This window comes from Kamptonema sp. UHCC 0994 (genome assembly GCF_029167235.1).
Classification (GTDB): Bacteria; Cyanobacteriota; Cyanobacteriia; order Cyanobacteriales; family Microcoleaceae; genus Kamptonema.
In genome coordinates this window covers 29,794-42,649 of record NZ_JARFTR010000156.1, presented here as the reverse complement: position 1 = coordinate 42,649, position 12,856 = coordinate 29,794, and the positions used below count along the sequence as shown (strand labels likewise).

Here is a 12,856-nt window from a genome sequence, read left to right as displayed (position 1 = left end):
CTTCTACTTAACATTCGTTACTCCAAACTCGATCGCGACCTTGTTCTTTAGCGCAGTACAGAGCGCGATCGGCAGCAGCAATCAGCCTCTCAGGAGAAAATTGTGTACCTGGAATTACAGTGGCAGTTCCTAAACTGAGAGTGACGTACCGATCTGGTGCTAAACCTTTGTGAACAATCCGCAAATCCTTGACCGCAGAACGGATAGTTTGGGCGATATCAATAGCGATAGTAGCGTCAGTATTGGGCAGAATTATGGCAAATTCTTCACCGCCATAGCGAGCCACTAAATCTGCTGAATGCTTCAGTACAGGGCGAATTGCATCAGCAACTTGTTTGAGGCATCTATCTCCTGCTTGATGTCCGCAAGCATCGTTATAGAGCTTGAAAAAGTCGATATCGCACAGGATTAAAGATAAAGGTTTTTGCTCATGGGTTAATCGCCACCACTCTTGATGTAAATATTCATCAAAGCGGCGGCGGTTTGCGATTTGAGTTAAACAGTCTACTGTTGCAAGCTGGTGCAGTTCGACATTCGCTTCTTTAAGCTGTTGGTAAAGTTGTGATTGTTGAATGCCTAGAGCTAATTGCATTGCCAATTCTTGCAATAAATTAATCTCTAATTGTTGCCATTTACGCACCCCGCTACACTGGTGAGCTATTAGTAGTCCCCACAGGAGAGAAGGATATTCTCCAGTCAGAATCGGCATGACTAACACAGCTCTGATCTCGGAGGTTTCTAGTAACTGAATGTGGCACTGCTCTAAACCAGATTTGTAGATATCTTCGATGGCACAAATTTGACGTAATTGATGCGAATCTAAAAGTTGATTGTTTGTAATCCAGGGGTTGCTGATTGCCCAATCTAAGGTTGAACCCCAACCAGGAGCTATAGATTCTGCAACTATCTGTCCGCTGCCACTAGCATTGAATCGGTGAATAATGACACGCTCAGTTTGGAGAAATTCTCTAACTTTATTAACTGTCGTATTTAAAATTTCTTCGAGGTTTAAAGACTCGCGAATATTTTGAGCGATACCTCTTACTAACCGTTCTCTTTCAGCTTGTTGTTTAAGTGTGTTTTCTAATTGCACTCGGTAGGTGATATCCCGAAAAATTGTCTGCATAACTTTGTCGCCACCTCCCCATTCAACTACTCTAGAGTTAATATCTACCCAAACTGTTTGACCTCCTTTTTGAAGTACCAGAGTATTTGGCAACCAGGCTACTCCTTTTTTGATACTTTTCATAAATTCTGTCATTACTCTTTTTCGCTCTGGGAGTGGGTGAATTTGACTGGCGTGCATTTTCACTAATTCCCCTTTTTGATACCCCAATAATTCTTCTGCATTTGTATTGGCTTCTAGGATATTTCCTTGCATATCTACTAGCATAATTGCGTCGCCAGCATCGTTCATTAATGCTCGGTATTTTGCCTCGGATTCTTGAAGAGCTACTTCGGCTTGTTTGCGATCGCTAATATCTTCAACAGCGACGATTAAATAATGCGGTTGTCCGGTGCGATTGCAAACTGCGGATAAACTCATTTTTCCCCAAACAAGAACTCCTTGTTTAGTGATGCAGCGCTTCTCTATTGAGTAATTTGAAATTTCACCGCACAAGAGGCGTTGTTTGTAAATAATATCAGTAGCGATATCATCTGGATGAGTGATATCTTGAAAATTTAAGCTTAGCATTTCTGCGTGGGTGTAACCTAATATATCACAAAGTTTTTGATTGATTCGGAAAAATTTATCATCCAGTGTCAGGGCACTCATACCGACAGCAGATTGCTCAAAAATAGCACAAAATCTGTCTTCGCTCTCTTGAATAATTGCTTCTAACAGCTTGCGATCTGTAATGTCTTCAACAATGCCAAAACCATAAAGGGTTTCTCCTTTTTGGTCGCGAATTAACTTAACGACTACGTTCACCCAAACAGATTCTTTATTTTTCTTGATAAAACATTTTTCTACTTGATAAATCGGTAATTTTTTCAGCAAATTTTGCTCATTTAAAATCCGATTTTTTTCTAGGATTTCTGGCTTGTTAATATCGGCAATATTCAAAGACAACATTTCAGATTCGGTATAACCGAGCATCTTACATACTATTGTATTGACACTGATAATGCGAGATTTACGATCGCAAATAATCATGCCAATAGGAGAATTTTCTAAGAAGTGGCGAAAATACTCTTCATTTGAGCAAAGAGCCGACTCAATTTGCTGATTTTCACTGAGTTCTCGATAGGCACTTAAAAACATATCTCTGTTTTTACAACGCACAACTGACGTAGATATTAGCAGGCTTTTTCTAATTTTATTTTTGGTGAAAATAGTGGTTTTAATGTCTGATATTTTACCTTTTTCTCTTACTTGCTCAAGTCGTTCCTGTGCTTCCCTAAATTCTTGTTCTTCAGGATGCAGCAATCTGATAAAATCACTACTATTATTAGCCTCAGCAATAGTATAGCCGGTAATTTTTTGCATCGTTGTATTAAAAATTTCAAAGCAACCTGCTGCATCGCTCAGAGTGATTCCTTCTCCAGTCATTTCAATAATTGCCTGCAATTGTTGAGTCTTTTCTTGTAGACTTTGCTCTATTTGTTTGCGTTCTGTAATGTCTTGAGCAATAACAGCTAAAACGCTATAAATATTTTGCAGTTCCTCTTTTATCTGTTTGAGTTCAGAAGATTTCTTTTCTATATCTTCCGAGAGGTGCTTTAACTCTGCTCTACGCTCTATCAATTGTTGTTCTGAAATGTGTCGAGCAACAGATTGAAATTCTACCGAACGCATCAAAGGATCGAAGATTGCTTGAATAGTCCATTGTTGCCAGTTAATTTCTCCATTAGCATCAGCAGTAGTGCCTTCGTAAGTTTTAACAGGGTTACTTGGACTTAGGGATAGGAATTGCTGTTTTACTTCTTCCCGTTCTACTTCTGGAATTAATAGTAAAAAATTTGTGCCGATTAATTCGCGGCGTGTTTTACCAAAATAGCGGCAATAGGCTCTATTAACAAATGTGAGAGTACCATCACCTAAAAACCGAGAAACTAGCTCTGTTTGCAGTTCTACAACATTTTGGTAGATGTCACTAGCTAGCGGAGGTTTTCTCTGGGTCTGTGGCTCTTGTACCTGCGATCGCTGTGCGAGATAAAAATTAACATCTGCTATATCATTAAGTTGACTGAATTGTTGATTAGAAACCATATGCTATACCATTTTTCTGATTTAAAAGAGTGTTCTATTTGCTGTTTTCAGAAGAACTAAAAGTATAAATTAATAGATTTATCGCTGGCACTACGTATTTCTATTAATTGAATTGATGAAAAATATAGATTCTAAAATTATGGATGGTTAAATGTGAAGTTTTTGTGAAGAACTTAGCTTGCCCCAGATAGGATATGCAGTAAAAATCAACCTGTGGTAAGTTTACTATATCACCTTTTGAAGAATATTCTCGATTTAAGCGAACTGAACAATAAAGGCGGATTACAACTCATAAAAATAGTTCGGTAAGTGGGAAACTCAGCGGCTTTAGCCCTGAGAGTGTCAATATAAGTAAAAAACCTGACAGGGTTTTTGCCCCGTCAGGCACTTCTATCGAAATATTACTGACCTTATCGCCAAAGGCGTTTACCAATTTGCTCCTGCAATTATCCCGTGAGGATTATTATCTACATTTGGAGAGCAAAACTAATGGGATTTTAAGACTCACGGCCAGATGACCATTTATCACGCCATTTAACTGTTCCTTCATGAGCTAAAACCCAGCGGCGGCAAACGAGATTTTCTCGCAGGGGTGACTGTCCCTCCCGTAATAAAACGTACTTGTAAGCAATTAGCTTACCAGCACTTTCATTAAAAGGAATCTCCCCAAACCAAGTATTAGTATTAATGTATTCCAGTGGGTAAGCGTTGCTAATATCCCAGTTGCCTAACTCTGGACAATCTCCAATTACCACAATCCTCTCACCAGGCTGAGTTTGAACGCTATTGAGCTGAACCCGCACAATTACTTGCCCTTTAACTCGCTCCCCGACGTGGCTGAAAATAATTACTTCCCGCGAATCGAGTTCTAAATTATGCAATATCCTGTCTTTTACTTCAAACTTGCGGCGTGATAAAACATCCGTATGTTCTCCATCTGGCAACTCAGTATCAACCGATTCAATTGTCACAGAATTGCCGCGATTCATCGCTACAAATACCACTGAATCCCGATATCTCCGCACGTAACAATAGACATCAGGAGTTAAATACTTTTGCCAGTGGCTACCCATTGAAATAGCTGGATTTAGCCGCCGCAGACCAGAGAGTAATCGCAAATCTCGGTAAATCGGCGTGTCGGTTTCCCACGCTTCCATCATCGGGCGATTGTAAGGGTCATTACCGCCATCTGTATCATCATGGAGATACTGTTCCGTGCCATAATAAATACAGGGAATACCGCGAGTTGTCATAATTAAATCAATCGCCAGCCGCAGCATTTCTGGGTCAGGATTTAATGATTGAAACCTGGGCATATCGTGATTGTCAACAAATGTAATCAACTCCGTTGCCCCGTAATAACGGTGATCTAGATTCAGAACATCCTGAATTAAATTAAATCCCTCTTCCGCACCCTGCGCCAAAGCTCCTCGAATTGCCACGCACAAACCAAAGTCCAAAATTGTCATCCCAGACTCATTGGCAAATTCCACTGAGGGGTCACTTCTAGGATCGCTATAAATCCACTCTCCAAAGATGAAAACATCAGGTCGGTGAGTTAAAATGTCAGCGTTAAATTCTTGCCAAAACCAGATTGGCATATGCTTAACTGTATCCACTCGCAAAGCATCAACGCCTCGGTCTAACCACTGTTTAATAGCTGATTTGATGTAGTTTCGGTATTCGATATTGTTTTCATTGAAAGTGGCTAAACCACTAAGCTCGCAGTTTTGTACCTGCCATTCATCTTCCCAGTTTTGAACTTCGCCGTAGTGGTGATACCAGTTATTTTTGTCGTCGTTGAAATCAGCTATTTTCACTCCGTCGTCGTAGAGTTCGCCCTTTTTGCCGCTAAAATCTGGGTTGCTGTGATTGCAGACAATATCCAGAATAAATTTCATATTCCGTTTGTGCAGTTCAGCAATTAAGCGGTCAAATGTTGTAGTTTTTGTTTCCTGGGTTTCGTTAAGAGAAGGGTTTTCACCTTTGGCAATAAAACGAGGATTGAGCCGCTTAAAATCTTTAATCCAGTAACCGTGAATAGCGGCTTGTTCGATAAATAAGGCTTCAACCTGCTCAAACAAAGGAGTTAGCCAGATTGCTGTTATTCCCAGGTTTTTTAAGTAGTCGAGTTTGTCAATAACTCCTTGTAAGTCACCACCCCAATATTTTCCCCAGTCTTTTGCTTCTGGATCGTAAAGTTCGGGGTTTGGGCCTTCGCTATTTTCTGCATCGCCGTCAAAGAAGCGGTCAACTACGATGAAATAAATGGTTTCTTGGCGAAATTCTATATCTCTGGTGTAAAGAAATTCTAAATCAATCTCGTTTTCTTGTTTAACTTCTTCTACGAGAGCTTCAACTTCTGCTTGGGGATTAGTTACATGATATTGTTCTGAAGTTTGAGTTGGGGTAACGGGTGTCATAAAATTAGTTTCAGATATAGTGTAATAGCAAAATTTGCTCAACGGAGAGCAAGGCTGTATTTGCTCACCGTTAAGACCGTCTTTATACAGCATCATACGGAATGTTTTTCTGCGTGCAATCTTCCTTTAGACGGATGGCGGACTCATGGTTGAGGAGAAATGTCACAGCCGTCAATCTATCATCAGTTTACCTACGTAACGCCGCCATCTTGGCGGTCAAGTCACCGCCAAGATGGCGGCGTTACGGATACTTTTACCTAAGTCCTGATATAATCAATTCCGTCCGACTACTTAAAGCGTTATTACTGCATATATTCCCAAATCGCATCGATCTTCGCGGCAGACACCTTTAACATATCCAATATCATGACAAACCAGAGATATGTGAAAGTGCAGCCAATCTTCACAGGAAACACCACCCTCACGAATGTGTTTACCCCGCAAAATTGCCTGTCCCGCCAATGTCACTAAATAGGAGTGTCACAATATCATCACACAAATTTTTGATCGCTTCCTTGGATCAGCAGTAAGGGGTAACATCTTCCCCACAGACATCAGCTAAGAACGATAGAGCTCGGAAACGCAACCATACCAGTTCGTCATATACTGGGTTAAGCTTGCAAAGAGGTGGGATATGGAAAAGTTGATGACCCCATAGGCAGATGTCTCTCTCAAAGGGACATTGAGCTGGAATGAGCAAGCACAGCCGCCGGGCCAGTTGGGGGTCACGCACATCAATACTATCCAACCATTGACGCAAGGGGTGCAGGAGTTTATCTTTAAGACTTGGGTGCAAGTGGTCGCTTTCTGGGAAAATAGTTGTAGTAATTTCCATGACTAACTTCACAAATTGTTCTAGATCGAGGCTATTGGAACCTGTCTCAATCATCAGCTAAATCCACTGTTGCCTCTGTGATACAAATAAGTCTTCTCTGTGACTTTCACAGTAGTGGGATGTGAGGTCAATAAGCTATTTTTGTGATTTTAAGCAGGTTGAGAGTGTGACCTGGATCGCGGCAGGTGGAAGATCGAGAAGTTATAAGTTTTGAGTTTTGAGTTTTAATGCTTAATTAAAAGTTTTCTCGCTCTATTAATAATCAGGCAATCTGCAATAATTCATAACTCATAACTTATAACTATCCTGCTCCTAAACTCTATTCCTATTCAGCTAAGAATTGCAACTTAATTATTCTTTCAACTTACCGATCTCAGTTTCACAGGATGGCTAACCAACAACATCAATACGCCGATTTTCCTCAAAAATACAATCGGGCAAATACTATTTTAGATAAACTCCCTGTCGAAGTCAAAAAATGGGCTGAAAGCTTACCTTGGAACCAGCGGCGTTACGTTTTGTCGCTGTCTTACATACTTTGTGCATCTTCTCCTCAGATGCAAGCAGAGTTTTTGGATGATTACACAGCAGATGGCTTGGTTTCAAAAATGCTAGAAGATGTAGATACTCTTAACAGAGTTAAACAACATCTCATCGGTTTTCGCATTGAAACTGAACTGAATGAATCTGTGCTCAGAGGTTATATTCGACAATTTTATATCCATTCTGCTCAAGATACACATCGGCAGCCAGATCAGTATTTGGAATCAGCATTGCGTTTAGTTTTGAGTACAGAAGAACGCAATAATGTTTTCTCTTATATTTTAGGCATTGAGTTCATTAAAATTATGTTTAAAATGAGCTGGTTGCAACAGGAAAGGTTATCAAGACTCCAGAAAAATCAGGAAATATTTATTAATGATTACATCAAACCGATTCAACACGCTCACAGAATTAACAACTTAGTTGTGCCAAAAGATGAAAAAATATTTTTTGCCCGCCGTACTTATTATATCAAAGTTCCTGAGATTAGCTATAGAAAGTTAATCGAGCTAGTCATGGCAACTTTCACGACAGATAAAGTCAGTAATTGTGGATTTGCGATCATGCGCCATGTAAACTCTTTCCGTTTTGACTACGAATATATTTTTAATTCTGCGCCAGACGATATCTTTCCCCCAGAATTTGAATCCATCCCTAATTAAACCAATTACCAATTATCAATTACCAATTACCAATTACCAATTAAGTAAATCCACCTAATTAAACATAAGATCGGGATGGCTAAAAAGCTGACTGTATAAACATTCTTCCTTCTTCCTTCTTCCTTCTTCCTTCTTCCTTCTTCCTTCTACTTACCTAGTTTTTCCGATCCGCGATCGCGCCTCATTTCCTAACCTGTGAAAAAGCGCAACAGAAACGCGATCGCCTCGCATTTCCCCTCACTAAACCTTCGGCTTAGCAGTCGATTGAACGTGCAACTCTTTCAACTGTTTATCATCAACCCCAGACGGTGCATTCGTTAACAAACACCGCGCCTGCTGCGTCTTCGGAAAGGCAATTACATCGCGAATTGACTCCTCACCAGCTAATAGCATCACCAACCGATCCAAACCGTAAGCAATTCCCCCGTGAGGCGGCGTACCGTACTCAAAGGCATCTAACAAAAAGCCAAACTTATTGTAAGCTTCCTCTGTCGATAATCCAATCGCCTCAAATACTTTTTCCTGAATTTCCCGCTGATAAATTCTGCGAGAACCGCCGCCGACTTCAGTGCCATTTAAGACTAAATCGTAAGCTTGGGCTCGCGCCGTCTTCAGATCGTTAATATCATCAGGATGCGGTGCAGTGAATGGGTGATGCAGTGCTTCTAAACGCTTCTCATCAGCATTCCATTCAAACATTGGAAAATCAGTCACCCACAAGAGATTCATTTTATCCTTATCAATCAATCCTAGCTCTTGACCAACGGCTAAACGCAATCTATCTAAAGTCTTATTTACAGTTGGCGCATCACCAGCACCAAATAATAGTAAATGACCTGGTTTTGCACCCGTGCGAACGAGTAATTCTTGCTTTTGTTCCTCTTTCAGGTTATCTTTAATCGCGCCAATCGTATCTATTTCGCCGTTATCCCGGACGCGAATATAAGCTAAACCCTTTGCACCTGCTTCGCTGGCTTCTTTAAATAAGTCACCGCCTGGTTTAATCCGCACATTTGAGATGGCATCATTCCCGCCGGGAATTGGCAATACTTTCACAATCCCACCAGAGGCTACAGCACCAGAAAATACCTTAAACCCGGAATCTTTCATCAAGTCGGAAACATCGACTAATTCCAAGCCAAAGCGAGTATCTGGTTTATCACTTCCGTAGCGTCCCATCGCTTCAGCATAGGTCAAACGTGGGAAAGGACAAGGTAAATCAATCCCTTTAACAGTTTTGAATATGTGACAGGTTAAACCTTCATTTAATTCTAGAATTTCTTCCAGAGACATGAAGCTCATTTCCATGTCTAATTGAGTAAATTCTGGCTGTCTGTCTGCCCGCAAATCTTCATCGCGAAAACATCGGGCAATCTGATAATATCTATCAAAACCAGAGACCATTAACAATTGCTTAAATAGCTGCGGTGACTGCGGTAAAGCGTACCATTCCCCCGAATTTACGCGGCTGGGAACTAGATAATCTCTCGCACCTTCAGGAGTAGAACGAGTTAAAATTGGCGTTTCTACTTCGATGAAGTTTTCCGCATCTTCGAGATGGCGGCGGATAGCTTTAACTACTTGGTGGCGGAGTTGTAAATTACGACTCATGCGATCGCGCCGCAAATCCAAATATCGATACTTCAACCGCAATTCTTCGCGCACGCTTTCAGTTTCCGCCGTCGAAACCTGAAACGGTAACTGTTTGCGAACAGCATTCAATAACTCAATCTCCGCCGCATAAACTTCTACCTCTCCCGTCGCTAACTTAGGATTGAGGGAATCTTCAGGCCGTCGCGTCACTTTCCCCGTAATTCTCACCACATATTCGCTGCGTAAATGGTCAGCCGCTTCATAGGAAGTTGGCGTGCGTTGGGGATCGCTGACAATTTGCACAAGTCCAGTGCGATCGCGCAAATCCAGAAAAATAACGCCACCGTGATCGCGGCGACGGTCTACCCATCCGCACAGGGTAACAGTCTCTCCAATATGCTCGCTTAGGAGTTCGCCGCAATAGTGGGTTCGCATGATAGTTGATTCAGGTCTCTAGGCTTGATTACAGGTGACATACCAGTATATAGGACTTTCGCAAGTGTCACAAGATCGCGGTTGATTTTTAGGTACGTAGTTGGGCTTTAGCCCTCTTATGCAGGTACGTAGTTGGGCTTTAGCCCTCTTAAGCGCTCAAGCGCAACAAGCTACCTAATTTACTTCCGCCCAAAGAGCGCTGAAGCGCAACTACGTACCTAATAAGCGATGCCTACCATAGGCAGGCATCGCTTATATCAAGGCTAGAAACTATCTACGAGTCAGTTTTATCACTGTCTGACTTAGGTAAAGAAGCCATTAGAGCGCTCCACGCAGACTTAGCAGCCTCCGCTAATCGAGTACCAATCGACTCAATTTCGCTAACAATAACGTGCCAATTTTTCTCAGCTTCCTTTTGAATTTGTTCAACAGCTTGTTCAATGCGATCGCGTTCAATCAATTTATTTTCTTCTACCGCAGTTCGCGCTTCCCTAACCGCCTTCAGGTAAGTATCGCGGCTAACCTCACCAGCAGATTGTACCTCTGACTGTGCTCGCGTTTTAATCGCATCCACCACCAGCCAATTTTTCTCAGCTTCCTGTTGCACCAAACGCACAGCTTCTTCCATCCGTTCTTTAACAGTAGTCTGATTTTGCTCAACACTTTGCTGTGCTTTTGTCACCGCTTTTTGATAAGCTTCGCGCGTGAGATCGGTAGCCGTTTGCATTTCTGTTTGTACCCGTTTTTTAATCGCTTCAAACAGTGCAGAAGTTTCCTTAATTACATCTTCAGTAGCATTAGGCATCTCTGCTTTTACTAAGTCTGTAGTTTCTTCACTGACTGACTGAACAATTGAAGATTCTTGGGGGATATTAGTTTCATCTGTCATAATCGTTTCTCCTAAATTAATCGGAACTGAGGACTGGGAATTTTGACTTTTGTAGACTTTCGTAACTTTCGTAAGGTGGGCGCTCGCCGCCAAAAAGCTGTAACTCATAGCCGTAGATGGTTGTCGGCGAGTGCCCACCCTACGTTTAATTGGAATTACCAGTTATTGCAATTACCAGTTAACAGTTAACAGTTAACAGTTAACCATCTACAATTGTTGCTCTAGCTTCAACAAATTCTCAATCCGTGCTTCTGTTGAAGGGTGAGTAGAAAATAGGTTCTTCAACCAATCTCCAGAGAAAGAATTGATAATCAAAAGCGGTTCAAAAGCGGGATTACCATCCAGCGGCATCTGCCTTGCGCTGCTTTCTAAACGCTGTAAAGCACGAGCCAAAGCACGGGGATTTCCAGTTAACTTAGCCGCACCCGCATCAGCAGAAAATTCCCGCGTGCGTGAAATTGCCAACTGAATCACCGATGCTGCTACAGGAGCCAAAATAATACTCAACAACAACCCCAAAGGATTGCGGCCATTATCATCATCTCGCGAACCACCAAACCACATACTATAACTTGCTATTTGTGCTAACAAAGAAATAGCACCAGCCACCGTAGCAGCAACAGCTTGGGTAAGAGTATCGCGATTATTAATGTGGCTTAATTCGTGCGCGAGCACCGCTTCAAGTTCATCATCCGGCAACATATTCATAATGCCTTCAGTGACAGCAACCGCAGCGTGTTCTGGGTCACGACCAGTAGCAAAAGCATTAGCCGCCGAACTAGGAATAATGTAAACTGCCGGCATAGGCAAACTCGCACGCTGTGACAAAGTTTCCACCATGCTATAAAGTCCCGGTGCTTGAATCGAACTTACTGGCTGAGCTCCGTAAGCTGCCAAAGCAATTCGATCGGAATAATACCAAGAGCCCAAATTCATCACAGCAGCCAAGGCAACACCAATCAAGGCACCACCAGTGCCTCCGATTACCCAATAGCTAACGGTAACTAAAAGACCGCTCAATAGACCTAACAATGCAACAGTTTTAACTTGGTTCATTTGCGTCCTCTCCTTCCGGCAGTCGCTTCTCTAGTAATCTATCTAAGTCAGCAATTTGATTGCTTTTTATACTTATTGACATTGTATCGGTACTTTACAGGCTGAGCATGGAGGAGAACGCGAATCCAGAGGTACGGTTTAGCGTACCTGATACCAATTCTCCAAAGTTATACAACAGTGCTAAAAATAACAGAAAAGCGCTGCCGATTTAAGTCCGCAGCCTTTCATATGGGGATTTTGCTATTTGTAGGATGCCTATCGATAAAATTTTGGGCAACTTTGCAATAATTTTTTGAGTTTATCCAGATAAATATATAGAAGCAGTTGGCCAACGAGCTTCTTCAACCTTTCATTCAAAGTAAGAAGAGGAGTTCAACTTATGTCAGTTGAGCAGAAAGTTGTGCGTGCAGAAGTTCAAGTTTTTCTTAACAAACTAAGAGCATTAGATTTAGGCCCAATTGCCTATAAGCTAATGCACCCAGAAAAAGGTCGTGGCTGGACAAAAGCAAAAACTGTGAGGGCGATCGCGCGTTACATGGCATTTTTGGGACTCATTTACCTATATCCCGATCGGCCGTTTGTCCCCACACAGGAAATAGATGCAGTTTGGCACAATCACATTTTGGATACCAGCAAGTATCACCAAGACTGCGAACTTTTATTTGGTCGCTATGTTCACCATTTCCCTTATTTTAGTCTGCGGGGTGAGGCAGATGAGCAAAATTGGAAGACAGCTTTTGCTGAGACTCAAACTATTTTCAAGCAGCATTTTGGCATCTCTCCTAGTGACAAACTAGATCGATCGAAAATCTGGCTGAAAGCTGAGGAGAAAAAAAAGGAAGGTGCTCGTTGTGAAAGGCTGACAGAATCCAAGAAGAAAGGGGAAAATCGCCCGACAGTGGATATTAAAACCGAAGTCTTGGCTATTTTTCCTGAAGCTTTGAGTTAAGAATAAGCGCGGATATCAAGTGTAGTTAAATAGACATGATTTCTGTAGGGGCGGGTTTGCCAAGATATTTGTCACTCACAAATAATCTCGATAAACCCGCCCCCACCCAACGAATAATCCCCAAACAACCATCCCCGAATCACCCTTAAATTCAATTAATTGTTAATTTATCGGTGGGATCGGGGCGGGTTTACATAATTTGTCGATGGGTGTCAAATATCCTGGCGAACCCGCCCCTACAGATTTTGTTCAAGATT

Annotated in this window: 8 protein-coding genes and 1 pseudogene; 2 read left to right on the top strand and 7 right to left on the bottom strand. The window is 41.8% G+C overall.

What is annotated here, in order from left to right:
• Positions 1-7: 7 nt before the first annotated feature.
• From PY364_RS14515 to PY364_RS14500, 4 genes and pseudogenes are all read right to left on the bottom strand, one after another.
• Entirely contained in the window at positions 8-3,214 is a 3,207-nt protein-coding gene (locus PY364_RS14515) for a PAS domain S-box protein (RefSeq protein ID WP_275523515.1), read from the bottom strand.
• 497 nt (positions 3,215-3,711) lie between these two features.
• Complete coding sequence (locus tag PY364_RS14510) at positions 3,712-5,637, bottom strand: alpha-amylase family glycosyl hydrolase (RefSeq protein WP_275523513.1); 1,926 nt, start codon at positions 5,635-5,637, stop codon at positions 3,712-3,714.
• 306 nt (positions 5,638-5,943) lie between these two features.
• Positions 5,944-6,117 (bottom strand): annotated as a pseudogene (locus PY364_RS14505) (metal-dependent phosphohydrolase); the annotation flags it as partial.
• A gap of 40 nt (positions 6,118-6,157) precedes the next feature.
• A complete protein-coding gene (locus PY364_RS14500; protein ID WP_343277576.1) occupies positions 6,158-6,472 on the bottom strand; it encodes a Mo-dependent nitrogenase C-terminal domain-containing protein in 315 nt (104 codons plus the stop codon).
• Between the two features lie 386 nt (positions 6,473-6,858).
• On the opposite strand from PY364_RS14500, the gene PY364_RS14495 reads away from it, so the two are divergent.
• Complete coding sequence (locus PY364_RS14495) at positions 6,859-7,677, top strand: cobyrinic acid a,c-diamide synthase (protein WP_275523509.1); 819 nt, start codon at positions 6,859-6,861, stop codon at positions 7,675-7,677.
• 240 nt (positions 7,678-7,917) lie between these two features.
• Here the strand turns inward: PY364_RS14495 and aspS are convergent, their stop codons facing one another.
• The 3 genes from aspS to PY364_RS14480 form a co-directional block, all read right to left on the bottom strand.
• Positions 7,918-9,705 carry an aspartate--tRNA ligase gene (aspS, locus tag PY364_RS14490; RefSeq protein WP_275523507.1) on the bottom strand — a complete coding sequence of 596 codons (1,788 nt, stop codon included), beginning with the start codon at positions 9,703-9,705 and terminating at the stop codon, positions 7,918-7,920.
• 274 nt (positions 9,706-9,979) lie between these two features.
• Positions 9,980-10,594 carry a hypothetical protein gene (locus PY364_RS14485; RefSeq protein ID WP_275523505.1) on the bottom strand — a complete coding sequence of 205 codons (615 nt, stop codon included), beginning with the start codon at positions 10,592-10,594 and terminating at the stop codon, positions 9,980-9,982.
• Positions 10,595-10,801: 207 nt separating this feature from the next.
• Positions 10,802-11,650 carry a zinc metalloprotease HtpX gene (locus PY364_RS14480; RefSeq protein ID WP_275523503.1) on the bottom strand — a complete coding sequence of 283 codons (849 nt, stop codon included), beginning with the start codon at positions 11,648-11,650 and terminating at the stop codon, positions 10,802-10,804.
• A 379-nt stretch (positions 11,651-12,029) separates the two neighbouring features.
• On the opposite strand from PY364_RS14480, the gene PY364_RS14475 reads away from it, so the two are divergent.
• Positions 12,030-12,599 (top strand): glycine-rich domain-containing protein-like, encoded by a 570-nt coding sequence (locus PY364_RS14475; RefSeq protein ID WP_275523501.1) that lies wholly within the window; start codon positions 12,030-12,032, stop codon positions 12,597-12,599.
• Positions 12,600-12,856 lie beyond the last annotated feature (257 nt).

Bases quoted from the DNA above. Each gene is read 5' to 3' on its own strand.
- PY364_RS14485 (WP_275523505.1), bottom strand. From the start codon at position 10,594: ATGACAGATGAAACTAATATCCCCCAAGAATCTTCAATTGTTCAGTCA.
- PY364_RS14500 (WP_343277576.1), bottom strand. From the start codon at position 6,472: ATGGAAATTACTACAACTATTTTCCCAGAAAGCGACCACTTGCACCCA.
- PY364_RS14475 (WP_275523501.1), top strand. From the start codon at position 12,030: ATGTCAGTTGAGCAGAAAGTTGTGCGTGCAGAAGTTCAAGTTTTTCTT.
- PY364_RS14495 (WP_275523509.1), top strand. From the start codon at position 6,859: ATGGCTAACCAACAACATCAATACGCCGATTTTCCTCAAAAATACAAT.
- PY364_RS14480 (WP_275523503.1), bottom strand. From the start codon at position 11,650: ATGAACCAAGTTAAAACTGTTGCATTGTTAGGTCTATTGAGCGGTCTT.
- PY364_RS14515 (WP_275523515.1), bottom strand. From the start codon at position 3,214: ATGGTTTCTAATCAACAATTCAGTCAACTTAATGATATAGCAGATGTT.
- aspS (WP_275523507.1), bottom strand. From the start codon at position 9,705: ATGCGAACCCACTATTGCGGCGAACTCCTAAGCGAGCATATTGGAGAG.
- PY364_RS14510 (WP_275523513.1), bottom strand. From the start codon at position 5,637: ATGACACCCGTTACCCCAACTCAAACTTCAGAACAATATCATGTAACT.